This is a genomic window from Pseudomonas sp. R2-37-08W (assembly GCF_003851705.1).
Taxonomy (GTDB): domain Bacteria; phylum Pseudomonadota; class Gammaproteobacteria; order Pseudomonadales; family Pseudomonadaceae; genus Aquipseudomonas.
Genome location: NZ_CP027728.1, coordinates 1934870 through 1958298 on the forward strand (window position 1 = coordinate 1934870; position 23429 = coordinate 1958298).

At 58.4% G+C, this 23429-nt stretch carries 20 protein-coding genes; 18 read left to right on the forward strand and 2 right to left on the reverse strand.

All coding sequences use genetic code 11. The features are described 5' to 3' along the window. The first annotated feature begins 161 nt into the window (after positions 1-161). From C4J93_RS09035 to C4J93_RS09045, 3 genes are all read left to right on the forward strand, one after another. Positions 162-1013, forward strand: coding sequence for a glycine betaine ABC transporter substrate-binding protein (locus C4J93_RS09035; RefSeq protein ID WP_003233255.1), 852 nt, complete (start codon positions 162-164; stop codon positions 1011-1013). A gap of 261 nt (positions 1014-1274) precedes the next feature. Next, positions 1275-1586 carry a DUF485 domain-containing protein gene (locus tag C4J93_RS09040; RefSeq protein ID WP_124361973.1) on the forward strand — a complete coding sequence of 104 codons (312 nt, stop codon included), beginning with the start codon at positions 1275-1277 and terminating at the stop codon, positions 1584-1586. After that, complete coding sequence (locus C4J93_RS09045) at positions 1583-3241, forward strand: cation acetate symporter (protein WP_124429137.1); 1659 nt, start codon at positions 1583-1585, stop codon at positions 3239-3241. The genes C4J93_RS09040 and C4J93_RS09045 overlap by 4 nt, the downstream gene beginning before the upstream one ends. 243 nt (positions 3242-3484) lie before the next feature. Here C4J93_RS09045 and gltA read toward each other — a convergent pair whose 3' ends face one another. Continuing rightward, positions 3485-4774, reverse strand: a complete 1290-nt coding sequence (gene gltA, locus C4J93_RS09050) for a citrate synthase (RefSeq protein WP_124361975.1) — start codon at positions 4772-4774, stop codon at positions 3485-3487. 364 nt (positions 4775-5138) lie between these two features. Here gltA and sdhC point away from each other — a divergent pair, with 364 nt between their 5' ends. The 11 genes from sdhC to C4J93_RS09105 all read left to right on the forward strand — a co-directional run bounded on the left by sdhC (position 5139) and on the right by C4J93_RS09105 (position 19149). Next, on the forward strand, positions 5139-5513 hold the full coding sequence (gene sdhC, locus C4J93_RS09055) for a succinate dehydrogenase, cytochrome b556 subunit (protein ID WP_124361976.1): 375 nt from the start codon (positions 5139-5141) through the stop codon (positions 5511-5513). Continuing rightward, positions 5507-5875: a succinate dehydrogenase, hydrophobic membrane anchor protein gene (gene sdhD, locus C4J93_RS09060; RefSeq protein WP_003233245.1), complete on the forward strand. Its 369-nt coding sequence runs from the start codon at positions 5507-5509 to the stop codon at positions 5873-5875. The genes sdhC and sdhD overlap by 7 nt, the downstream gene beginning before the upstream one ends. A gap of 3 nt (positions 5876-5878) precedes the next feature. After that, positions 5879-7651 carry a succinate dehydrogenase flavoprotein subunit gene (gene sdhA, locus C4J93_RS09065; protein ID WP_124370170.1) on the forward strand — a complete coding sequence of 591 codons (1773 nt, stop codon included), beginning with the start codon at positions 5879-5881 and terminating at the stop codon, positions 7649-7651. Between the two features lie 11 nt (positions 7652-7662). Next, positions 7663-8367, forward strand: coding sequence for a succinate dehydrogenase iron-sulfur subunit (locus C4J93_RS09070; protein WP_124429138.1), 705 nt, complete (start codon positions 7663-7665; stop codon positions 8365-8367). A gap of 256 nt (positions 8368-8623) precedes the next feature. Then, positions 8624-11455 (forward strand): 2-oxoglutarate dehydrogenase E1 component, encoded by a 2832-nt coding sequence (locus C4J93_RS09075; protein ID WP_124361978.1) that lies wholly within the window; start codon positions 8624-8626, stop codon positions 11453-11455. Positions 11456-11499: 44 nt separating this feature from the next. Then, a complete protein-coding gene (odhB, locus tag C4J93_RS09080; RefSeq protein ID WP_124429139.1) occupies positions 11500-12726 on the forward strand; it encodes a 2-oxoglutarate dehydrogenase complex dihydrolipoyllysine-residue succinyltransferase in 1227 nt (408 codons plus the stop codon). 108 nt (positions 12727-12834) lie between these two features. Beyond that, positions 12835-14271 carry a dihydrolipoyl dehydrogenase gene (lpdA, locus tag C4J93_RS09085; RefSeq protein WP_065949127.1) on the forward strand — a complete coding sequence of 479 codons (1437 nt, stop codon included), beginning with the start codon at positions 12835-12837 and terminating at the stop codon, positions 14269-14271. Positions 14272-14475: 204 nt separating this feature from the next. Continuing rightward, positions 14476-15642 (forward strand): ADP-forming succinate--CoA ligase subunit beta, encoded by a 1167-nt coding sequence (gene sucC, locus C4J93_RS09090; RefSeq protein WP_003190011.1) that lies wholly within the window; start codon positions 14476-14478, stop codon positions 15640-15642. Beyond that, positions 15642-16523: a succinate--CoA ligase subunit alpha gene (gene sucD, locus C4J93_RS09095; protein ID WP_048729999.1), complete on the forward strand. Its 882-nt coding sequence runs from the start codon at positions 15642-15644 to the stop codon at positions 16521-16523. The genes sucC and sucD overlap by 1 nt, the downstream gene beginning before the upstream one ends. 428 nt (positions 16524-16951) lie before the next feature. Then, on the forward strand, positions 16952-18265 hold the full coding sequence (gene brnQ / locus C4J93_RS09100) for a branched-chain amino acid transport system II carrier protein (protein ID WP_124361981.1): 1314 nt from the start codon (positions 16952-16954) through the stop codon (positions 18263-18265). A 143-nt stretch (positions 18266-18408) separates the two neighbouring features. Then, complete coding sequence (locus tag C4J93_RS09105) at positions 18409-19149, forward strand: DUF599 domain-containing protein (RefSeq protein ID WP_124403559.1); 741 nt, start codon at positions 18409-18411, stop codon at positions 19147-19149. 83 nt (positions 19150-19232) lie between these two features. On the opposite strand, the gene C4J93_RS09110 is transcribed toward C4J93_RS09105, so the two are convergent. Beyond that, entirely contained in the window at positions 19233-19490 is a 258-nt protein-coding gene (locus tag C4J93_RS09110) for a hypothetical protein (RefSeq protein WP_124361983.1), read from the reverse strand. Positions 19491-19644: 154 nt separating this feature from the next. Between C4J93_RS09110 and C4J93_RS09115 the strand changes: the two genes are divergently transcribed. The 4 genes from C4J93_RS09115 (at position 19645) to C4J93_RS09130 (ending at position 23329) form a co-directional block, all read left to right on the forward strand. After that, on the forward strand, positions 19645-20091 hold the full coding sequence (locus C4J93_RS09115) for a PaaI family thioesterase (protein ID WP_124366432.1): 447 nt from the start codon (positions 19645-19647) through the stop codon (positions 20089-20091). Next, on the forward strand, positions 20088-20540 hold the full coding sequence (locus C4J93_RS09120; protein WP_124429140.1) for a PaaI family thioesterase: 453 nt from the start codon (positions 20088-20090) through the stop codon (positions 20538-20540). Before C4J93_RS09115 ends, C4J93_RS09120 begins: the two co-directional genes overlap by 4 nt. Positions 20541-20629: 89 nt before the next feature. Next, positions 20630-22534 (forward strand): molecular chaperone HtpG, encoded by a 1905-nt coding sequence (gene htpG, locus C4J93_RS09125; RefSeq protein WP_124429141.1) that lies wholly within the window; start codon positions 20630-20632, stop codon positions 22532-22534. Positions 22535-22600: 66 nt separating this feature from the next. After that, positions 22601-23329: a dienelactone hydrolase family protein gene (locus C4J93_RS09130; RefSeq protein ID WP_124429142.1), complete on the forward strand. Its 729-nt coding sequence runs from the start codon at positions 22601-22603 to the stop codon at positions 23327-23329. The last annotated feature ends 100 nt before the right edge of the window (positions 23330-23429 follow it).

Consider the following 23429-nt stretch of genomic DNA (forward strand, 5'->3'; position numbering starts at 1 on the left):
AGCAGGGCAAAGGCCTACGCAGGTTGATGATAAAACTGTCAGTACTCCACTGATGCCTCAGCAACCGGATCGATGCGCGTGAAGGGGGCGCGGTGCACCGTATAACAACAGGTTGACGTCGCTCGGCATTCGTCGGGCGCAGCACTTTCGGGGAAGTACATATGAAGATGCGACGACTCTTGGGCGCAGCTGCCACTCTGGTAGTTGCGATGGGCTCCACACTGGCCAGCGCCGACAGCAAAACCCTGAGCATCGGTTACGTGGACGGCTGGTCCGACAGCGTTGCCACCACCCATGTGGCGGCAGAAGTGATCAAGCAGAAGCTCGGCTATGACGTGAAACTGCAAGCGGTCGCCACCGGGATCATGTGGCAGGGCGTTGCCACCGGCAAGCTCGACGCCATGCTGTCTGCCTGGCTGCCGGTGACTCACGGTGAATACTGGACCAAGAACAAGGATAAAGTGGTCGACTACGGCCCCAACTTCAAGGATGCAAAAATTGGCTTGATCGTGCCGGAGTACGTCAAGGCCAAGTCCATCGAAGACCTCAAGACTGACACCACGTTTAAAAACAAGATCGTCGGCATCGATGCCGGTTCAGGCGTGATGCTCAAGACCGACGAAGCCATCAAGCAATACGGCCTAGACTACAAACTGCAAGCCAGCTCGGGCGCCGCAATGATCGCCGAACTGACCCGCGCCGAAGACAAGCAGGAATCCATCGCCGTCACCGGTTGGGTGCCGCACTGGATGTTTGCCAAGTGGAAACTGCGTTTCCTGGATGACCCAAAAGGAATTTATGGTGCTGCTGAAACCGTCAACAGCATTGGCAGCAAGGGCCTGGAGAAGAAAGCGCCGGAAGTTGCGGCCTTCCTGAAGAAGTTCCAGTGGGCCTCCAAGGATGAAATCGGTGAAGTCATGCTCGCTATCCAAGAGGGCGCCAAGCCTGATGCAGCGGCCAAGGATTGGGTGGCCAAGCACCCTGAGCGTGTCGCTGAGTGGACCGCTAAATAACCCTGCATCTTGATGCAATCCCTTGTGGGAGGGGGCTTGCTCTCGATAGCGGTGTGTCAGCCAGCCAGTTTTCAGCTGACACACCGCTATCGAGAGCAAGTCCCCTCCCACATTAGTTTTGCACCACCTCAAATTTTTCTGTGCTCCAGCAATCCCTCGCTACACTCGATCTACTACTAAGGTCGTCTGGAACCCTTTCCACAGCCGCATACAGTGGATACGTTCCAATAATAAAAAAGCTGTGCTGCGAGGATAAAAACAATGAACGACAGCATTTACCTCTCGATTCAAAACAGCCCGCGTTTCAAGGAGCTGGTCAGAAAAAGAGAAAAGTTCGCCTGGATTCTCTCGGCGATCATGCTAGGGCTTTACTCCGGTTTCATCCTGTTGATTGCCTACGGGCCACACGTGCTGGGGGCCAAGATCAGCCCCGGTTCGTCGATTACCTGGGGCATTCCCCTGGGCGTCGGACTGATTGTGTCCGCCTTCATCCTGACCGGCATCTACGTACGCCGGGCCAATGGCGAATTTGACGACCTGAACAATGCGATTCTCAAGGAGGCTGCGCAATGATTCGGCGTCTATTAGCGGTACTCGGCGCTTCGCTGTTTGCTCCGGCCCTCTGGGCGGCCGACGCATTGACCGGCGAAGTGCAAAAGCAACCTCTGAATGTCTCGGCCATCGTGATGTTTGTCGCGTTCGTCGGCGCTACCCTGTGCATCACCTACTGGGCGTCCAAGCGCAACAAATCGGCGGCCGACTACTATGCGGCCGGCGGCAAGATCACCGGTTTCCAGAACGGCCTGGCGATTGCCGGCGACTACATGTCGGCGGCGTCCTTCCTGGGGATTTCCGCGCTGGTGTTCACCTCCGGCTACGACGGCCTGATCTATTCGATCGGCTTCCTGGTGGGCTGGCCGATCATTCTGTTCCTGATCGCCGAGCGCCTGCGTAACCTGGGCAAGTACACCTTTGCTGACGTGGCGTCCTATCGCCTCGGGCAAACCCAGATCCGCAGCCTGTCGGCCTGTGGTTCGCTGGTGGTGGTAGCGTTCTACCTGATCGCGCAGATGGTCGGCGCGGGCAAGCTGATCCAACTGCTGTTCGGCCTCGATTACCACGTTGCGGTGATCCTGGTCGGTATCCTGATGTGCATGTACGTGCTGTTCGGCGGCATGCTGGCGACCACCTGGGTGCAGATCATCAAGGCGGTGCTGCTGCTGTCCGGTGCCTCGTTCATGGCGCTGATGGTGATGAAGCACGTCAACTTCGACTTCAACATTCTGTTTTCCGAGGCGATCAAGGTTCACCCCAAAGGTGAAGCGATCATGAGTCCGGGCGGCCTGGTGAAAGATCCGATCTCGGCGTTCTCCCTGGGGCTTGCGCTGATGTTCGGTACTGCGGGCCTGCCGCACATCCTGATGCGCTTCTTCACTGTGAGCGACGCCAAGGAAGCGCGTAAGAGCGTGCTGTATGCCACCGGCTTTATCGGCTACTTCTATATCCTCACGTTCATCATCGGCTTTGGCGCGATCCTGCTGGTCAGCACCAACCCGGCGTTCAAGGATGCAGCTGGCGCCTTGCTGGGCGGCAACAACATGGCGGCGGTGCACCTGGCCAACGCGGTGGGCGGCAGTATCTTCCTGGGCTTCATCTCGGCCGTGGCCTTCGCCACCATCCTCGCGGTGGTTGCCGGCCTGACCCTGGCCGGTGCCTCGGCGGTGTCCCATGACCTGTATGCCAGCGTGATCAAGAAGGGCAAGGCCAACGAGAAAGATGAGATTCGCGTGTCGAAGATCACCACGATCGCCCTGGCAGTGCTGGCTATCGGCCTGGGTATCCTGTTCGAAAGCCAGAACATCGCGTTCATGGTCGGCCTGGCGTTCTCGATTGCGGCCAGCTGTAACTTCCCTGTGCTGCTGCTTTCCATGTACTGGAAAAACCTCACCACCCGTGGCGCCATGATCGGCGGCTGGCTGGGCTTGATCAGCGCCGTGGGCCTGATGATCCTGGGTCCGACCATCTGGGTGTCGATCCTGCACCACGAGAAGGCGATCTTCCCGTATGAATACCCGGCGTTGTTCTCGATGATCATCGCGTTCGTGGGTATCTGGTTCTTCTCCATCACCGACAAGTCGGCGGCGGCAGAGAAAGAGCGTGCGCTGTACTTCCCGCAGTTTGTGCGTTCGCAGACTGGTCTGGGGGCGAGTGGGGCGGTTAATCACTAAGGTTGTAGCTGGACAGGAAATACCCTGGTCGAAAGGCTGGGGTATTTTTTTGCCTGGAGATTTGTGGTGCCTGGGTGATGGTCATCGGGAGCAAGCCCCCTCCCACAGTTGACAGAGTTCCAACATGAGAATGCGGTCAACTGTGGGAGGGGGCTTGCTCCCGATAGCGGTATATCAGGCGACCCAAACAAAAACGGCCTCCACTAAGGGAGGCCGTTCTCAGTACAGCATGCAGCTAAATGCTTACTTGCGATCTTCCAGCTTGGTAATGTCACGCGACTCGTAGCCGGTGTACAGCTGGCGCGGGCGGCCAATCTTGTACGGGCTCGAGAGCATTTCCTTCCAGTGGGAGATCCAGCCCACGGTCCGCGCCAGGGCGAAGATCACGGTGAACATGCTGGTTGGAATGCCGATCGCCTTGAGGATGATCCCCGAGTAGAAGTCGACGTTCGGGTACAGCGAGCGTTCGATGAAGTATGGGTCGGTCAGGGCGATCTCTTCCAGGCGCATGGCCAGTTCGAGTTGCGGGTCGTTCTTGATGCCCAGTTCCTTCAACACTTCGTCGCAGGTCTGCTTCATTACGGTGGCGCGCGGGTCGCGGTTCTTGTAGACCCGGTGACCGAAGCCCATCAACTTGAACGGATCGTTCTTGTCCTTGGCCTTGGCGATGAAGGTGTCGATGTTGGACACATCGCCGATTTCATCGAGCATGGTCAAGACGGCTTCGTTCGCACCGCCGTGGGCAGGGCCCCAGAGTGCGGCGATACCGGCGGCGATACAGGCGAACGGGTTGGCACCCGACGAACCTGCCAGGCGCACGGTAGAGGTGGAGGCGTTCTGCTCGTGGTCGGCGTGGAGGATGAAGATCCGGTCCATTGCCTTGGCCAGCACCGGGCTGATCGGTTTGATCTCGCACGGGGTGTTGAACATCATGTGCAGGAAGTTTTCCGCGTACGTCAGGTCGTTGCGCGGGTACATCATGGGTTGGCCCATGGAGTACTTGTAAACCATCGCGGCCAGGGTTGGCATCTTGGCGACCAGGCGGATCGCGGAAATTTCGCGATGCTCGGCGTTATTGATGTCCAGGGAGTCGTGATAGAAGGCCGACAGGGCGCCGACCACGCCGCACATGACGGCCATCGGGTGGGCGTCGCGACGGAAGCCGTTGAAGAAGGTCTTCAACTGCTCGTGAACCATGGTGTGGTTCTTCACGGTGCTGACGAACTGGGCCTTTTGCTCGGCTGTTGGCAGTTCGCCATTTAGCAGCAGGTAGCAGGTTTCCAGGTAGTCCGACTGTTCAGCCAGTTGTTCGATCGGGTAGCCGCGGTGCAGCAGGATGCCATTGTCGCCGTCGATATAGGTGATCTTCGACTCGCAAGAAGCGGTCGACATGAAGCCTGGGTCGAAAGTGAAACGGCCCGTGGCCGTCAGGCCCCGTACGTCGATAACATCGGGACCAACGGTGCCGGTTAAAATGGGCAGCTCGACGGGGGCTGCGCCCTCGATGATCAACTGCGCTTTTTTGTCAGCCATGTGGCCTCCTATTTATGCTTCAAATCATCAGACAGACCCCCACGCAGGGCCCGCACCACTATAGTGAGATAAATTCAGATGTCAATTTGCCTAAAGTCTTGCTCCAGAAGGCTTTAACCGTACTTTTTCGTCGAAATTGCCTGCCATTTACGCCTTTTATCGCGTCAGCGCAATCAGCTATTAGGGTGAGGTGTGCGCGTTGTCATTAGTAACCTAACTGTCTATACTCGGCCACCGACCGCCAAGGGCTTTTGGGCTTGCTTTCATTGGGGGTCGCACTCCCTGGGTGGTGCTTACCTGACCAGTCGCACTCCCCAACAACTTTGCCCTGATTGTTAGGGGCTCTTCAGTGTGAAAAAAAGCCGTGAATAGCCAACGACCTGTAAACCTAGACCTAAGGACCATCAAACTCCCCATCACCGGCGTTACGTCGTTCCTGCACCGTGTTTCCGGCATCATCCTGTTCCTGGGCCTGGGCATCATGCTTTACGCATTGAGCAAATCCCTGGGTTCCGCGGAAGGTTACGCCGAGGTGAAGGCAACCTTGACCAGCCCACTGGCCAAGTTCGTAGCGTGGGGCCTGCTGTCCGCTCTGCTGTATCACCTGGTAGCCGGTGTGCGCCACTTGATCATGGATGCGGGTATCGGTGAGACGCTGGAAGGCGGCCGCCTGGGCTCGAAAATCATCATCGCCATTTCCGTGGTGCTGATCGTTCTGGCAGGAGTTTGGATATGGTAACCAGCGTAACGAATCTGTCGCGTTCGGGCCTCTATGACTGGATGGCACAGCGTGTGTCTGCGGTCGTTCTCGCGGCTTATTTCATTTTCCTGATCGGATACCTCGTCGCAAACCCGGGCATCGGCTACGAGCAATGGCACGGCCTGTTCGCCCACAATGCGATGCGAATCTTCAGTCTGCTGGCCCTTGTGGCCCTGGGCGCTCACGCCTGGGTCGGCATGTGGACCATCGCGACCGACTACCTGACGCCAATGGCGCTGGGCAAGTCCGCGACCGCAGTCCGTTTCCTCTTCCAGGCAGTATGCGGCATCGCGATGTTCGCTTACTTCGTCTGGGGTGTGCAGATTCTTTGGGGTATCTGATTCATGGCTAACATTCCTACTATTTCATTCGACGCCATCATTATTGGTGGCGGCGGTGCCGGCATGCGCGCTGCGCTGCAGCTGGCCCAGGGTGGGCACAAGACCGCCGTGATCACCAAGGTGTTCCCGACGCGTTCGCACACCGTATCGGCCCAGGGTGGCATTACCTGCGCCATCGCCTCCGCTGACCCGAACGATGACTGGCGCTGGCACATGTACGATACCGTCAAGGGTTCCGACTATATCGGTGACCAGGACGCTATCGAATACATGTGTCAGGAAGGCCCGGCTGCGGTGTTCGAGCTGGACCACATGGGTCTGCCGTTCTCCCGTACCGAGCAAGGCCGTATCTACCAGCGTCCGTTCGGCGGCCAGTCCAAGGATTACGGTAAAGGTGGCCAGGCTGCCCGTACCTGCGCCGCGTCCGACCGTACCGGTCACGCGCTGCTGCACACCCTTTATCAGGGCAACCTGAAAGCCGGTACCACGTTCCTGAACGAGTACTACGCTGTCGATCTGGTGAAGAACGGCAAGGGCGAGTTCGTCGGCGTGATCGCCATCTGCATCGAAACCGGTGAAACCACCTACATCCGCGCCAAGGCTACCGTGCTGGCGACCGGCGGTGCAGGGCGTATCTACGCGTCGACCACCAATGCCCTGATCAACACCGGTGACGGCGTCGGCATGGCTCTGCGTGCAGGCGTACCGGTGCAAGACATCGAAATGTGGCAGTTCCACCCGACCGGCATCGCCGGCGCCGGTGTACTGGTGACCGAAGGTTGCCGTGGTGAAGGTGGCTACCTGATCAACAAGCACGGCGAGCGTTTCATGGAGCGTTATGCGCCGAACGCGAAAGACCTTGCTGGTCGTGACGTCGTGGCCCGTTCGATGGTCAAGGAAATCATCGCCGGCAACGGCTGTGGCCCGAACGGCGACCACGTACTGCTCAAGCTCGATCACCTGGGCGAAGAAGTGCTGCACAGCCGTCTGCCAGGTATCTGCGAGCTGTCCAAGACCTTTGCTCACGTTGACCCGGTGGTTGCGCCGGTGCCAGTGGTTCCGACTTGCCACTATATGATGGGCGGCGTGCCGACCAACATTCATGGCCAGGCGATCACCCAGAACGCCGACGGTGTGGACGAGATCATCCATGGTCTGTTCGCGGTAGGCGAAGTGGCCTGCGTATCGGTTCACGGTGCCAACCGCCTGGGTGGCAACTCGCTGCTCGACCTGGTGGTATTCGGCCGCGCTGCCGGCCTGCACCTGGAAAAAGCCCTGACCGACGGCATCGAATACGATGACGCCACCGACGCCAACATCGAAACCGCCCTGGCGCGCCTGAACGCTCTGAACGAGCGCACTGACGGCGAAGACGTGGCAACCCTGCGTCGCGAGCTGCAAAGCTGCATGCAGAACTACTTCGGTGTGTTCCGTACCGGCGAATACATGCAGAAGGGCATCGCCCAGCTGGCCGACCTGCGCACGCGCATCGCCAACGTCAAGATCAACGATAAGAGCCAGGCGTTCAACACCGCTCGTATCGAAGCCCTTGAGCTGCAGAACCTGCTGGAAGTGGCAGAAGCGACTGCGATCGCCGCCGAGGTTCGTAAGGAATCCCGTGGCGCCCACGCTCGTGAAGACTTTGAAGACCGCGACGACGAGAACTGGTTGTGCCACACCCTGTACTTCCCGGGTGACAAGCGCGTAACCAAGCGTGCCGTGAACTTCTCGCCGAAGACGGTGCCGACGTTTGAACCGAAGATTCGGACTTACTAAGGGTGGCTGCCATGTTGAAAGTCAGTGTTTACCGCTACAACCCTGATCAGGACGCCGCGCCGTTCATGCAGGAGTTCCAGGTCGATACCGGTGGTAAAGACCTGATGGTGCTGGATGTACTGGCACTGATCAAAGAGCAGGACGAAGGTTTCTCCTATCGTCGCTCTTGCCGTGAAGGTGTGTGCGGTTCCGACGGCATGAACATCAACGGCAAAAACGGCCTGGCGTGCATCACTCCGCTGTCCGCCGTGGTCAAGGGCAATAAGCTGATCGTTCGTCCACTGCCAGGTTTGCCGATTATCCGTGACCTGGTTGTGGATATGAGCATCTTCTACAAGCAATACGAGAAAGTTAAGCCATTCCTGCAGAACGACACGCCGGCTCCGGCCATCGAGCGTCTGCAGTCCCCGGAAGAGCGTGAAAAACTCGACGGCCTGTACGAGTGCATCCTGTGCGCTTGCTGCTCGACGTCCTGCCCATCCTTCTGGTGGAACCCGGACAAGTTCCTGGGCCCGGCTGCGCTGCTGCAAGCCTACCGCTTCCTGGCAGACAGCCGTGACACCAAGACGTCCGAGCGTCTGGCTTCACTGGATGACCCGTTCAGCGTATTCCGCTGCCGCGGGATCATGAACTGCGTCAACGTATGTCCCAAAGGCCTGAACCCGACTAAGGCCATTGGTCACATCCGTAACATGCTGCTGCAAAGCGGCGTGTAACTGACGTAAAAGCAGGACCGTTGTGCCCGTAAATGCTGCGGCGCAGGCTTCAACCGGCGCCGTAGTTTTAACTTGAGCAGCGACTTACAAAGCCGCGGCTCTTATTTTGAAGAAATGAGACAAGCAGGGGCATTCGGGTTGGTACCCGAACTATCAGCGTGATCCTAAGTGGCTTGTTTTGGTCGCTGCACTTGGCCTTTTGCAAGCAAACTCGGTGTTTTCGCCGGTGGTGTCCCCAAATCGAGGGTGACCAAGCATGCAAGAAAGCGTGATGCAGCGCATGTGGAACAGCGGCTATCTTTCAGGTGGTAACGCTGCCTATGTGGAAGAGCTTTATGAGCTCTACCTGCACGACCCTAACGCTGTGCCAGAAGAATGGCGCACCAAATTTCAGACGTTGTCTTCAGACGGCAACGCTGCCACCGATGTATCGCATGCTGCGATTCGCGATCATTTCGTGCTGCTGGCAAAGAACCAGCGCCGCGCCCAACCGGTTTCCGCCGGCAGCGTGAGCAGTGAGCACGAGAAGAAGCAAGTTGAAGTACTGCGACTGATCCAGGCTTACCGGATGCGCGGCCACCAGGCGGCCCAGCTTGACCCGCTGGGGCTCTGGCAGCGTCCTGCACCTGCTGACCTGTCGATCAATCATTACGGCTTGACCAATGCCGATCTTGATACGACCTTCCGTGCCGGCGACCTGTTCATCGGCAAAGAGGAAGCGAGCCTACGCGAAATTCACGAAGCGTTGCAGCAGACATATTGCCGCACCATCGGCGCTGAGTTCACGCACATCACCGATTCCGAGCAGCGCCAGTGGTTCCAGCACCGCCTGGAAGGCGTGCGTGGCCGTCCGGTATTGTCCGCCGATGTGCGCAGCCACCTGCTTGAGCGCGTGACTGCCGCTGAAGGTCTCGAAAAATACCTGGGTACCAAATACCCGGGCACCAAGCGTTTCGGCCTGGAAGGCGGCGAAAGCCTGATTCCGATGCTCGACGAGCTGATCCAGCGTTCCGGTTCCTACGGCACCAAGGAAGTCGTGATCGGCATGGCCCACCGTGGTCGCCTGAACGTGTTGGTCAACACCTTCGGCAAGAACCCGCGCGAGCTGTTCGACGAGTTCGAAGGCAAAAAGAAGGTTGAACTGGGTTCCGGTGACGTTAAATACCACCAGGGCTTCTCGTCCAACGTCATGACCACCGGCGGTGAAGTTCACCTGGCCATGGCCTTCAACCCCTCCCACCTGGAAATCGTTTCTCCAGTGGTCGAGGGTTCGGTGCGGGCTCGCCAGGATCGTCGTAACGACACCACCGGTGAAAAGGTGCTGCCGATTTCCATCCACGGTGACGCGGCATTCGCCGGTCAAGGCGTGGTCCTGGAAACGTTCCAGATGTCGCAGACCCGCGGCTTCAAGACCGGCGGTACGGTTCACATCGTCATCAACAACCAGGTTGGCTTCACCATCAGCAACCCGCTGGATGCGCGCTCCACCGAGTACGCCACCGACGTTGCCAAGATGATCCAGGCGCCGATTCTCCATGTGAATGGTGATGATCCGGAAGCCGTACTGTTCGTGACCCAACTGGCTGTCGACTACCGCATGCAATTCAAGCGTGACGTGGTGATCGACCTGGTTTGCTACCGCCGTCGCGGTCACAACGAAGCGGACGAACCAAGCGGCACCCAGCCGTTGATGTACCAGCAGATCACCAAGCAGCGCACCACCCGTGAGCTGTACGCCGAAAGCCTGACCAAGGCCGGCGTGCTGGATGATGCGCGTGTTCAGGCGAAAATCGATGAATACCGCAACGCGCTGGATAACGGCCTGCATGTAGTGAAGAGTCTGGTCAAAGAGCCGAACAAAGAGCTGTTCGTCGATTGGCGTCCGTACCTGGGTCACACTTGGACCGCGCGCCATGACACCAGCTTCGACTTGAAGACCTTGCAGGAGTTGTCTGCCAAGTTGCTGGAAATCCCTGAAGGCTTCGTGGTTCAGCGCCAGGTTGCGAAGATCTACGAAGACCGTCAGAAGATGCAAGCCGGCGGCCTGCCGATCAACTGGGGTTACGCCGAAACCATGGCGTACGCGACCCTGGCGTTCGAAGGTCACCCGATCCGCATGACCGGCCAGGACATCGGCCGCGGTACGTTCTCGCACCGTCATGCCGTGTTGCACAACCAGAAAGACGCGGGCACCTACATCCCGTTGCAGAACCTGTACGAAGGCCAGCCACGTTTCGACCTGTACGATTCGTTCCTGTCCGAAGAAGCCGTACTGGCGTTCGAATACGGCTACTCCACTACCACGCCGCAGGCGCTGGTGATCTGGGAAGCCCAGTTCGGCGACTTCGCCAACGGTGCCCAGGTGGTTATCGACCAGTTCATCACCAGCGGCGAGCACAAGTGGGGCCGCCTGTGCGGTCTGACCATGCTGTTGCCCCATGGTTATGAAGGGCAGGGTCCGGAGCACTCCTCGGCCCGTCTGGAGCGTTACCTGCAGTTGTGCGCCGAGCACAACATCCAGGTGTGCGTACCGACGACCCCGGCGCAGATCTACCACTTGCTGCGTCGCCAGGTAATCCGCCCGCTGCGCAAGCCGCTGGTCGTGTTGACTCCCAAATCGCTGTTGCGTCACAAATTGGCCGTTTCGACCCTGGAAGACCTGGCCGAAGGTTCGTTCCAGACCGTTATTCCAGAAATCGATACGCTGGACGCCGCCAAGGTCACTCGCCTGATCCTGTGCAGCGGCAAGGTCTACTACGATCTGCTGGAAAAACGCCGTGCCGAAGGCCGCGAAGACATCGCCATCGTGCGTATCGAGCAGCTTTACCCGTTCCCGGAAGATGACCTCATGGAGATCATCGCGCCTTACACCAACCTCACGAATGTCGTGTGGTGTCAGGAAGAACCGATGAACCAGGGCGCCTGGTACAGCAGCCAGCATCACCTGCGTCGCAGCATCGGCAACCACAACAAGGCTTTGGGCCTGGAGTATGCCGGTCGTGATGCATCTGCTGCACCTGCTTGTGGCTACGCGTCGATGCACGCCGAGCAGCAGGAAAAACTGCTGCAAGATGCTTTCACTGTTTAACGCCTTCGCGCTGACTGAAACCGAATTTTAAGGACCTACAGATAATGGCTATCGAAATCAAAGCCCCGTCATTCCCGGAATCGGTTGCCGATGGCACCGTTGCCACCTGGCACAAGAAACCAGGCGAGGCCGTCAAGCGTGACGACCTGATCGTCGACATCGAGACCGACAAGGTTGTGCTGGAAGTGCTGGCCGAAGCCGACGGCGTGCTGGGCGCGATCGTTGCAGAAGAAGGCGCTACCGTTCTGTCGAACCAGGTACTGGGTTCGATCGAAGAGGGCAGCGCTGCTGCCGCGCCTGCTGCTGCCGCACCGGCTGCCGCTGCCTCTGCTGCCCCGGCCGCCGCTCCGGCTGCAGGTGGCGAAGACCCAATCGCAGCACCGGCTGCGCGTCAACTGGCTGAAGAGAACGGTATCAACCTGGCTTCCATCAAAGGCACCGGCAAAGACTGCCGTGTTACCAAGGAAGACGTGGTTGCTGCTATTGAAGCCAAGAAAAACGCTCCGGCTGCCGCACCTGCCAAGGCCGCTGCTCCAGCTGCCGCCGCGCCTGTATTCGCCGCCGGCGACCGCACCGAGAAGCGCGTACCGATGACCCGTGTACGTGCCACCGTGGCCAAGCGCCTGGTTGAAGCTCAGTCGAACATGGCGATGCTGACCACGTTCAACGAAGTCGACATGACTGAAGTCATGGCCCTGCGTTCGAAGTACAAGGATCTGTTCGAGAAGTCCCACAACGGCGTGCGCCTGGGCTTCATGTCGTTCTTCGTGAAAGCGGCCACCGAAGCGCTGAAGCGCTTCCCGGCAGTCAACGCTTCCATCGACGGCGCCGACATCGTTTACCATGGCTATGCAGACATCGGCGTTGCCGTGTCCAGCGACCGTGGCCTGGTGGTTCCGGTTCTGCGTAACGCCGAGCTGATGAGCCTGGCCGAAATCGAAGGCGGCATCGCCGGCTTCGGCAAGAAAGCCCGTGACGGCAAGCTGACCATCGACGAGATGACCGGCGGTACCTTCACCATCACCAACGGTGGTACCTTCGGTTCGATGATGTCGACGCCGATCGTCAACCCACCGCAAGCTGCGATCCTGGGCATGCACAACATCATCCAGCGTCCGATGGCCATCAATGGCCAGGTCGTGATCCGCCCAATGATGTACCTGGCGCTGTCTTACGATCACCGCCTGATCGATGGTAAAGAAGCCGTGACGTTCCTGGTGACCATCAAGAATCTGCTGGAAGACCCGGCTCGCCTGCTTCTGGATATCTAAAAAGCAGCTGCAGGTCGCAAGCTGCAAGCGCCAAGCCCAAAGCGGCGAGCGGTGCTTTCAACTTGCGGCGTGCGGCTTGTAGCTTGCAGCTAAAAAGGGAACCTTTTTATGACACAGAAATTTGACGTTGTAGTGATTGGTGCAGGCCCTGGCGGCTATGTTGCCGCCATCAAGGCCGCACAACTGGGCCTCTCGACTGCTTGCATCGAAAAGTACACCGACAAGGAAGGCAAACTGGCGCTGGGTGGTACCTGCCTGAACGTGGGTTGCATTCCGTCCAAGGCGCTGCTGGACAGCTCCTGGAAATTCCACGAAGCCCAGGATGGCTTCGCGATTCACGGTATCAACCATGCTGGCGTGACCATGGACGTGCCAGCGATGGTCGGCCGTAAAGCCAACATCGTCAAAGGCCTGACTTCCGGCGTTGCCACCTTGTTCAAGGCCAACGGCGTTACTTCCCTGCAAGGTCACGGCAAACTGCTGGCCGGCAAGAAAGTTGAAATCACCAAGCCGGACGGCTCGGTTGAAGTCATCGAAGCCGAGAACGTGATCCTGGCCCCTGGTTCGCGTCCAATCGACATTCCACCGGCTCCAGTCGATCAGAACGTGATCGTTGATTCGACCGGCGCCCTGGAATTCCAGGCCGTACCTAAGCGCCTGGGCGTCATCGGCGCCGGCGTCATCGGCCTGGAACTGGGTTCGGTATGGTCCCGCCTGGGTTCCGAAGTGACCGTGCTCGAAGCCCTGGACACGTTCCTGCTGGCTGCCGACACCGCCGTGTCCAAGGAAGCCTACAAGACCCTGACCAAGCAAGGTCTGGACATCAAGCTTGGCGCCCGTGTTACCGGTTCTAAAGTCAACGGCGAAGAAGTGGTCGTGACCTACACCGACAAGGAAGGCGAGCAGACCATCACCTTCGACAAGCTGATCGTAGCCGTTGGTCGCCGTCCAGTGACCACCGACCTGCTGGCTTCCGACAGCGGCGTGAGCATCGATGAGCGTGGTTTCATTCACGTTGACGATCACTGCGCAACCACCGTGCCGGGCGTTTACGCGATCGGCGACGTGGTTCGTGGCATGATGCTGGCCCACAAGGCTTCCGAAGAAGGCATCATGGTTGTCGAGCGCATCAAGGGTCACAAGACCCAGATGAACTACGACCTGATTCCATCGGTTATCTACACCCATCCGGAAATTGCATGGGTCGGCAAGAACGAACAGCAGTTGAAAGCTGAAGGCGTTGAAGTTAACGTCGGCACCTTCCCGTTTGCCGCTTCTGGCCGTGCCATGGCAGCCAACGACACCGGTGGTTTTGTCAAAGTCATCGCTGATGCCAAGACTGACCGCGTATTGGGCGTCCACGTGATTGGCCCAAGCGCTGCAGAACTGGTTCAGCAAGGCGCTATCGGTATGGAATTCGGCACCAGCGCCGAAGACCTGGGCATGATGGTCTTCTCCCATCCGACCCTGTCCGAAGCGTTGCACGAAGCAGCGTTGGCTGTGAATGGCGGCGCCATCCACATCGCCAACCGCAAGAAGCGCTAAGCGAGATAATAAGAAACCACGGCGGAGTTGCCCGTCGTGAGCCTTGCGCGCAAGACTCACCGCGGAATATCCGCTGGACGCAGCCTTGCGCAGCTTTACGGGCCATAAGCCCTGCAAGTTGCGCAAGCAGCAGTCACAGGTGGCGCGGCACTCATAATGAGCGCAGCGCCGAATGCGCAGTACCTAACGAAGACGGTAAAAAGCATGAATCTTCACGAGTATCAGGGTAAGCAGCTGTTCGCTGAATACGGCCTGCCAGTTTCCAAGGGCTACGCAGTAGACACCCCGGAAGCAGCAGCAGAAGCTTGCGACAAAATCGGCGGCAGCGAGTGGGTTGTCAAAGCCCAGGTCCACGCCGGTGGTCGCGGTAAAGCGGGCGGCGTTAAGCTGGTTCGCAGCAAAGAAGACGCCAAGGCCTTCGCACAGCAGTGGCTGGGCAAGCGTCTGGTGACTTACCAGACTGATGCCAATGGCCAGCCAGTCACCAAGATCCTGGTTGAATCGTGCACTGATATCGCTAAAGAGCTGTACCTGGGCGCTGTCGTTGACCGTTCGAGCCGTCGCATCGTGTTCATGGCTTCCACCGAAGGTGGCGTGGACATCGAGAAGATCGCTCACGAAACCCCAGAAAAAATTCTGAAAGCCACTATCGATCCACTGGTTGGCGCTCAGCCATTCCAGGGTCGCGAGCTGGCTTTCCAACTGGGCCTGGAAGGCAAGCAAGTTGCCCAGTTCGCCAAGATCTTCGTCGGTCTGGCCAAACTGTTCCAGGATCACGATCTGGCCCTGCTGGAAGTGAACCCGCTGGTGATCAAGGCTGACGGCGATCTGCACTGCCTCGACGCCAAGATCAACATCGACGCCAACGCCATGTACCGTCAGCCTAAGCTGAAGACTTTCCATGATCCGTCCCAGGACGATCCGCGCGAAGCGCACGCTGCCAAGTTCGAACTGAACTACGTAGCCCTGGAAGGTAACATCGGCTGCATGGTCAACGGTGCCGGCCTGGCCATGGGTACCATGGACATCGTCAACCTGCATGGCGGCAAACCAGCCAACTTCCTCGACGTAGGTGGTGGCGCTACCAAGGAACGTGTTACCGAAGCGTTCAAGATCATCCTGTCCGACTCCAACGTCGCTGCAGTACTGGTCAACATCTTCGGCGGCATCGTTCGTTGCGACATGATTGCCGAAGGCATCATCGGTGCAGTGAAAGAAGTTGGCGTTAAAATCCCGGTTGTTGTTCGCCTTGAAGGTAACAACGCTGAACTGGGCGCTAAAGTACTGGCAGAAAGCGGTTTGAACATCATCGCGGCTACCAGCCTGACCGACGCTGCTCAACAAGTTGTCAAAGCTGCGGAGGGCAAATAATGAGCGTCCTGATCAATAAAGACACCAAAGTTATCTGCCAGGGTATTACCGGTTCGCAAGGTAGTTTCCACACCCAGCAAGCCATCGAATACGGCACCAAGATGGTTGGCGGCGTAACTCCGGGCAAAGGCGGCACCGAGCACCTGGGCCTGCCAGTGTTCAACACCGTGAAAGAAGCTGTAGAAACCACTGGCGCTACCGCCAGCGTGATCTACGTTCCAGCACCTTTCTGCAAAGATTCCATCCTGGAAGCGGCATTCGGCGGCATCAAGCTGATCGTGTGCATCACCGAAGGCATTCCTACCCTGGACATGCTGGACGCTAAAGTTAAGTGCGACGAACTGGGCGTTGTCCTGATCGGCCCTAACTGCCCAGGCGTGATCACTCCAGGCGAATGCAAGATCGGCATCATGCCAGGTCACATTCACTTGCCAGGCAAAGTCGGTATCGTTTCCCGTTCCGGCACCCTGACCTACGAAGCTGTGAAGCAGACCACTGACGCCGGTTTCGGTCAGTCGACTTGCGTCGGCATCGGCGGTGACCCGATCCCAGGCTCCAACTTCATCGACATCCTGAAGCTGTTCCAGGAAGACCCGAAGACCGAAGCGATCGTCATGATCGGTGAGATCGGCGGTTCGGCCGAAGAAGAAGCCGCTGCCTACATCAAGGCACACGTGACCAAGCCGGTTGTTTCCTACATTGCTGGTGTGACTGCCCCTGCGGGCAAGCGCATGGGCCATGCTGGCGCAATCATCTCTGGCGGCAAAGGCACTGCAGACGAGAAGTTTGCTGCCCTGGAAGACGCAGGCGTGAAAACCGTGCGTTCGCTGGCAGACATCGGCAAGGCTTTGTCCGAGCTGACCGGTTGGGCTGTCAAGTAAGCCTCGCGCTTAGCTGACGCTTTACCAGCAAAGGCCACCTTCGGGTGGCCTTTGTGCATTTGGGCCGCCCATTTATTGAAATGTACTCGGTCCCATGTGGGAGGGGCTTGCTCCCGATGAAGGTGAATCAGTCACTGATATATTGACTGGCACACTGCCATCGGGAGCAAGCCCCCTCCCACATTTTTGTCTGTATTGCCAAATTAAGTATGAAAACACGACATTGAAATGTCGCTTATCGGACAGTTCGCCCTGCAACAGTGCGTTTGTCAGGCTAATTCTGTACCCTAGCCGCCTCTTTATGCGTGCGCCTCCCAAAAGGAAGCCCCGCGCTGGACCGGTCGGTCCCGATCAGGACCGGCAGCCTTTCCCTCATCCATAGGGAAGCCCTCTCTAAATTCCGATTCAGTAGTGTGGTATTTCCTCAAATGAAAGTGTTGAAAAGCCAGGATATCCTGGCGTTGGGCTTTATGACCTTTGCCCTGTTCGTGGGCGCCGGCAACATCATCTTCCCGCCTATCGTGGGCTTGCAGTCCGGGCCACACGTCTGGATGGCCGCCTTGGGGTTCCTGATTACCGCAGTTGGCCTGCCGGTCGTCACCGTGATCGCACTGGCCAAGGTCGGCGGCGGTATGGATGCGCTGAGCAGCCCGATCGGCAAGATCGCTGGCGGCCTGCTCGCGGCGGCGGCGTACCTGGCGGTCGGGCCGCTGTTCGCCACGCCGCGTACCGCCACCGTTTCGTTCGAAGTGGGCCTGGCGCCGCTGACCGGCGAAAGCCCGCTGGCGCTGTTCCTGTACAGCTCGGTGTATTTCCTGGTGGTGTTTTTCGTGTCGCTGTACCCAGGGCGCCTGCTGGACACCGTGGGGCGTTTCCTCGCGCCGCTGAAGATCATCGCCCTGGCCATCCTTGGCATCGCCGCGTTTGCCTTGCCGGCCGGTGAAGTCGGTGTCGCCACGCCGGAATACGTCGCCGCGCCATTCTCCCAGGGCTTTATCAATGGCTACCTGACCATGGATACCCTGGGTGCGCTGGTATTTGGCATTGTCATCGTCAATGCGATTCGCTCCCGTGGCGTGGAATCGCCCAAGCTGATCACGCGTTACGCGATCATTGCCGGGCTGATTGCCGGCGTGGGCCTGGCGCTGGTGTACATCAGCCTGTTCCGCCTGGGTTCGGGCAGTCATGCCGTGGCCGCAGGTGCCAGCAACGGTGCCGCAGTGCTGCACGCCTATGTACAACATACCTTCGGCTCACTGGGCAGCGGTTTCCTGGCGGTGCTGATTTCCCTGGCGTGCCTGGTCACCGCCGTGGGCCTGACCTGCGCCTGCGCCGAGTACTTCAGCCGTGTGCTGCCGCTGTCCTACAAGACCCTGGTGGTGATCCTCGCGCTGTTCTCGCTGTTCGTGTCCAACCTGGGCCTGACCAAGCTGATCGCGTTCTCCATCCCGGTGCTCACCGCGATCTACCCGCCGTGCATCGTGTTGGTGGCCCTGAGCTTCTGTAAGGATTTCTGGCAGGAGCAGGGCCGTATCGTTGGCCCGGTCATGCTGGTGTCGTTTATCTTTGGCTGCATCGATGCGCTCAAGGGCGCGGGCCTGGCGGATTGGATGCCGTCGCAACTGATGCACCTGCCGTTGAGCGAGCAGGGCCTGGCGTGGTTGGTGCCGTCGGTGATGATCCTGGTGGTGGCGGTGGTGGTGGATCGCATGCTGGGCAAACGCAGCGAAGCCATCGCGTAGTACCGGTTTCAACGCATTGCTGAAATGCCCCGTATCAATCGATACGGGGCATTTTTTATGGGCGTCATGCAGTGTCTTTTTGCTTGAGCTAGCGTCGAACAGGTGACTCAATTCTCAAATGGAAACTGTGAACAAGGGCCCACATGTCGTTTGTCGAAACCAATCAAGTCCACCTGCTTGCTGCCCTATGGTTCATCCTGTGTTGGGGTGGTTATACCCGTTACGCCACCTGGAAGGCCCGCGACACGGCCTGTCTGGCCAGCGTGTTGCATCTGTATCGCGAAGACTGGATGCGCCGCATGTTGCTGCGCGATAACCGCATCGCCGACGCCAGCGTGATCGGTAACCTGGAGCGGAACGCCTCGTTCTTCGCCTCCAGCACCTTGATCATCCTCGCCGGCATCCTCACCGTGCTGGGCGCCTCCGAGCGGGCGGTATCGCTGCTGGCGGATATCCCGATGGTGCAGCAGGCCTCCCAGGGTATGTCGGAGATCAAGTTGCTGTGCCTGGCGCTGGTGTTCGTCTACGCCTTCTTCACCTTCAGCTGGTGCATGCGTCAGTACAACTTTGCCGCAGTGCTGGTGGGCTCGGCGCCGATGATTGGTGAGCGGCATGTGTCGGAGCAGGAGCGCAATGCGTTTGCCTTGCGGGCGGCGCGGGTGATTTCGATGGCGGCCAACCAGTTCAACTTTGGCCTGCGCGCTTATTACTTCGGCATGACCATGCTGGCCTGGTTTGTCAGCCCGTGGTTGTTCATGTTGATGAGCAGCGGGGTGGTACTAGTGCTTTACCGTCGTGAGTTCCATTCCGACGTTTTACAGGTGATGGTGTATACCCCGACGGAGATGCACGTCCCGGATCCGGCAAAAGACAACGTCTCTTGAACGCCGGATAAAACAGCAGGCAAAGAAAAGCCCGCTTTATAAGCGGGCTATCTTTTGTAGCACTACAGCTTTACACCGTGCAATTACTGCTTGGCAGGCTCTGCAGGTGCGGCAGGTGCAGCTTCTTTCGCGGCGGCAGCGTTCGATTCGGCCTGAGCTTTGGCAGCATCGGCGTTTTCTTTCGCAGCGTCGTTCACTTTATCCTGTGCTTTCGCCATGTCTTGCTGAGCTTGCTCAGAATGTGCAGCGGCGTCTTGGGCTTTGTCTTCGGATTTCTTGTCGCAGGCAGCCAGGCCGAGGGCAGCGGCCAGCATCATGGAAATAGCTAATGTGTTGCGCATGGTGTTTCTCCTTATTGAAGATATCTACTGGCCTTTCGAACTCAAGGGGCCAGCATTAGTTCCTTTTGTTCCACAGATATATAAAGCTTTTCGCCAGGAACTTTCCAAATTATTACCTATCCGGCCCACCCACACTAATAAGAATTTAAAAACAATGACCGAAACCCCCTTGTTAGACCGCGCCACTCGCTTTGCTTCGGCGCTTCGCCATTGCCAGGTACTGGGGATTACGGTCCATGCTGCGACGGAGGAGGGCATGACGCTGGTGTTGCCCTACGGCGCGCATATCGTCGGTGATCCCCGCAGCGGCGTCATCCACGGTGGCGCGCTGACTTCGTTGATGGACACCGCCTGCGGCATGGCCACCCTGTGCGTGCTGCCCGAGTTCGAGGTATGCCCGACCCTGGATTTGCGCATCGACTATATGCATCCCGCCGAACCGCATAAACCGGTGTATGGCTTCGCCCAATGCTACCGGGTAACCACCGATGTGATCTTCACCCGCGGCGTGGCCTATCAGGACGATCCGCAGCAGCCCATTGCCCATGTAGTAGGCACCTTCATGCGCATGGGCAAGCACCTCAAGGGGATGCCAGCATGAGTCATCGATTCAAGACCCGCCTGGAGCAAGCACTGGAGCACGGCGATTACGCGGCACTGCTCGGCCTGGTTCCCTACGCAAAGCTGATTGGCGTCGAATGCACGCGCTCAGGGGACGAATTGCTGTTTCGCCTGCCAGCCAACAAGGACAACATTGGTAACCCTATATTGCCGGCGCTGCATGGCGGGGTGATCGCAGGCTTCATGGAACTGTCAGCGGCGTTGCACTTGCTCGTATTTACCGGCGCCCCGGGCCTGCCGAAAATCATCGACTTCTCCCTGGATTACCTGCGCGCCGGCCAATTTCGCGACACCTACGCCACCTGTCAGGTGTGGCGCCAGGGCCGGCGTGTCGCCAACGTGGCGATCACCGCCTGGCAAACCACGCCAGCCGAACCAATTGCCACCGCTCGCGCACATTTCAAGATCGAGGAACCGCCGCGCCCTTGAAATCCAGGTTGGAGCCCCCAACTTTGATGACAACCCGCCGCCAACCCTTTCGGGCGCGGCCATTGCCATCCAATTGGAGTTTGATGACCATGAGTGTGGAAACTCAAAAGGAAACCCTGGGCTTCCAGACCGAGGTGAAGCAGCTGCTACACCTCATGATCCATTCGCTGTATTCCAACAAGGAAATTTTCCTTCGCGAATTGATCTCGAACGCCTCTGACGCTGTCGACAAATTACGTTTCGAAGCCCTGTCCAAGCCTGAGTTGCTGGAAGGTGGCGCCGAACTGAAAATCCGTGTGAGCTACGACAAAGACGCCAAAACCGTCACGCTCGAAGACAACGGTATCGGCATGAGCCGTGACGATGCGATCACCCACCTGGGGACCATCGCCAAATCCGGCACCGCAGACTTCATGAAGAACCTGTCGGGCGACCAGAAAAAAGACTCTCACCTGATCGGCCAATTCGGCGTGGGTTTCTATTCGGCTTTCATCGTTGCCGACAAGGTAGAAGTATTCAGCCGCCGCGCCGGTCTTGACGCCAGCGAAGGTGTGCACTGGGCTTCCAAAGGTGAGGGCGAGTTTGAAATCGCCACCCTCGACAAGCCCGACCGTGGCACCCGTATCGTGCTGCACCTGAAAGATGGCGAAGACGAATTCGCCGATGGCTGGCGCCTGCGCAACATCATCAAGAAATATTCCGACCACATCGCCCTGCCGATCGAGCTGCCGAAAGAACAGACGGCTGCCGAAGGCGAAGAAGCACCGGCCGTCGAATGGGAAACCGTCAACCGCGCCAGCGCCCTGTGGACCCGTCCGCGTACCGAGATCAAGGACGAGGAATACCAGGAGTTCTACAAGCACATCGGCCACGATTACGAGAACCCGCTGAGCTGGAGCCACAACAAGGTCGAAGGCAAGCTGGAATACAGCTCGCTGCTCTACGTGCCGGCCCGTGCGCCGTTCGACTTGTACCAGCGCGAAGCGCCGAAGGGGCTGAAGCTTTACGTACAGCGTGTGTTCGTGATGGACCAGGCGGAATCGTTCCTGCCGCTGTACCTGCGCTTCATCAAGGGTGTGGTCGACTCCAACGACCTGTCGCTGAACGTGTCGCGTGAGATCCTGCAAAAAGACCCGATCATCGACTCCATGAAGTCGGCGTTGACCAAGCGCGTACTCGACATGCTGGAAAAACTGGCGAAGAACGAGCCTGAGAAATACAAGGGCTTCTGGAAAAACTTCGGCCAGGTCATGAAAGAAGGTCCGGCAGAAGATTTCGCCAACAAGGAAAAAATCGCCGGCCTGCTGCGTTTTGCCTCGACTCAAGGTGAAGACGGTGAACAGGTTGTGTCGCTGGCCGACTACCTGGCACGCGCCAAGGAAGGTCAGGACAAGATCTACTACCTCACCGGTGAAACCTACGCTCAGGTTAAAAACAGCCCGCACCTGGAAGTCTTCCGCAAGAAAGGCATCGAAGTGCTGCTGCTGACCGACCGTATCGATGAGTGGCTGATGAGCTACCTCACCGAATTCGACGGCAAGTCGTTTGTGGACGTGGCGCGTGGCGACCTGGACCTGGGCAACCTGGATTCCGAGGAAGACAAGAAAGCCGCTGAAGAAGTCGCCAAGTCCAAAGAAGGCCTGGTTGAGCGCATCAAGGCGTCCCTGGGTGAAGCCGTCAGCGAAGTGCGGGTTTCCCATCGTCTGACCGATTCGCCGGCGATCCTGGCCATCGGCGAGCAGGACCTGGGCATGCAGATGCGTCAGATCCTCGAAGCCAGCGGTCAGAAGGTTCCGGATTCCAAGCCGATCTTCGAATTCAACCCGGCGCACCCGCTGATCGAGAAGCTCGACGGTGAGCAGAGCGAAGAGCGTTTTGGCGACCTGTCGCACATCCTCTTTGACCAGGCGGCCCTGGCCGCTGGCGACAGCCTGAAAGATCCGGCCGCCTATGTGCGCCGACTGAACAAGCTGTTGGTTGAACTGTCGGTTTAACACCGTTGTAGAAAAACCCGCTTCGGCGGGTTTTTTCGTTTTAGCGCACCTCAACTGGAGTGAATCATGAGCCAAGTCATACTACGTTCCGTGGTCTATCAGATTGATGGCCAGACTTATGAAAGCCGCTTGGCGTTCGATGCCAGCCACAAAGGCCCGCTGCCGGGGCTGTTAATGGCGCCGAACTGGATGGGTGTGAGCGCAGGGGCCGAAGAGATCGCCAAGAGCGTGGCCGGCCAAGGCTATGTGGTATTGATCGCCGACCTCTATGGGCAAACCGTGCGCCCTTCGAACGGTGATGAGGCCGGTGCGGCGATGATGCCGCTGAAGAACGACCGTGCCTTGCTGAACAAACGTATGCAAGCCGCCTTCGAACAGCTGCAAAGCCAGACTGAAGCGGCTGTGGATACGTCGAAACTGGCGACCTTCGGCTTCTGCTTCGGTGGCTGCTGCTCCCTGGAGCTGGCCCGTACCGGTGCGCCGTTGAAAGCGGCGGTATCGTTCCATGGCACCCTCGACACACCGAACCCCGCAGATGCGAAGAACATCAAGGGTTCAGTGCTGGTGCTGCACGGCGCCTCGGACCCGCTGGTACCGAAAGAACAACTGCCGGCGTTCGAAGATGAAATGAACGCGGCGGGTGTGGATTGGCAATTGCTGAGCTACGGTGGCGCGGTGCATTCCTTTACCGACCCCGAAGCCAATGTGCCCGGCAAGATGATGTATGACGCCAAGACCGCAGCGCGGGCGTTCCGGTCGATGCATAACTTGCTGGATGAAGTGTTCAAGGGCTGATTTTTTAGTGTCTGTTCGGACGCTATCGGGAGCAAGCCCCCTCCCACACTTGGATTGTGAATACATTGCAAATGTGGGAGGGGGCTTGCCCCCCCGATGA

What these genes read in the sequence shown, in the direction of transcription:
- C4J93_RS09045 (WP_124429137.1), top strand. Translation starts at nt 1,583, where the DNA reads ATGATTCGGCGTCTATTAGCGGTACTCGGCGCTTCGCTGTTTGCTCCG.
- sdhA (WP_124370170.1), top strand. Translation starts at nt 5,879, where the DNA reads ATGGCTAACATTCCTACTATTTCATTCGACGCCATCATTATTGGTGGC.
- C4J93_RS09115 (WP_124366432.1), top strand. Translation starts at nt 19,645, where the DNA reads ATGACCGAAACCCCCTTGTTAGACCGCGCCACTCGCTTTGCTTCGGCG.
- sdhD (WP_003233245.1), top strand. Translation starts at nt 5,507, where the DNA reads ATGGTAACCAGCGTAACGAATCTGTCGCGTTCGGGCCTCTATGACTGG.
- C4J93_RS09040 (WP_124361973.1), top strand. Translation starts at nt 1,275, where the DNA reads ATGAACGACAGCATTTACCTCTCGATTCAAAACAGCCCGCGTTTCAAG.
- C4J93_RS09120 (WP_124429140.1), top strand. Translation starts at nt 20,088, where the DNA reads ATGAGTCATCGATTCAAGACCCGCCTGGAGCAAGCACTGGAGCACGGC.
- C4J93_RS09110 (WP_124361983.1), bottom strand. Translation starts at nt 19,490, where the DNA reads ATGCGCAACACATTAGCTATTTCCATGATGCTGGCCGCTGCCCTCGGC.
- odhB (WP_124429139.1), top strand. Translation starts at nt 11,500, where the DNA reads ATGGCTATCGAAATCAAAGCCCCGTCATTCCCGGAATCGGTTGCCGAT.
- sucD (WP_048729999.1), top strand. Translation starts at nt 15,642, where the DNA reads ATGAGCGTCCTGATCAATAAAGACACCAAAGTTATCTGCCAGGGTATT.
- lpdA (WP_065949127.1), top strand. Translation starts at nt 12,835, where the DNA reads ATGACACAGAAATTTGACGTTGTAGTGATTGGTGCAGGCCCTGGCGGC.
- C4J93_RS09035 (WP_003233255.1), top strand. Translation starts at nt 162, where the DNA reads ATGAAGATGCGACGACTCTTGGGCGCAGCTGCCACTCTGGTAGTTGCG.
- C4J93_RS09075 (WP_124361978.1), top strand. Translation starts at nt 8,624, where the DNA reads ATGCAAGAAAGCGTGATGCAGCGCATGTGGAACAGCGGCTATCTTTCA.
- C4J93_RS09070 (WP_124429138.1), top strand. Translation starts at nt 7,663, where the DNA reads ATGTTGAAAGTCAGTGTTTACCGCTACAACCCTGATCAGGACGCCGCG.
- C4J93_RS09130 (WP_124429142.1), top strand. Translation starts at nt 22,601, where the DNA reads ATGAGCCAAGTCATACTACGTTCCGTGGTCTATCAGATTGATGGCCAG.
- gltA (WP_124361975.1), bottom strand. Translation starts at nt 4,774, where the DNA reads ATGGCTGACAAAAAAGCGCAGTTGATCATCGAGGGCGCAGCCCCCGTC.
- htpG (WP_124429141.1), top strand. Translation starts at nt 20,630, where the DNA reads ATGAGTGTGGAAACTCAAAAGGAAACCCTGGGCTTCCAGACCGAGGTG.
- brnQ (WP_124361981.1), top strand. Translation starts at nt 16,952, where the DNA reads ATGAAAGTGTTGAAAAGCCAGGATATCCTGGCGTTGGGCTTTATGACC.
- C4J93_RS09105 (WP_124403559.1), top strand. Translation starts at nt 18,409, where the DNA reads ATGTCGTTTGTCGAAACCAATCAAGTCCACCTGCTTGCTGCCCTATGG.
- sucC (WP_003190011.1), top strand. Translation starts at nt 14,476, where the DNA reads ATGAATCTTCACGAGTATCAGGGTAAGCAGCTGTTCGCTGAATACGGC.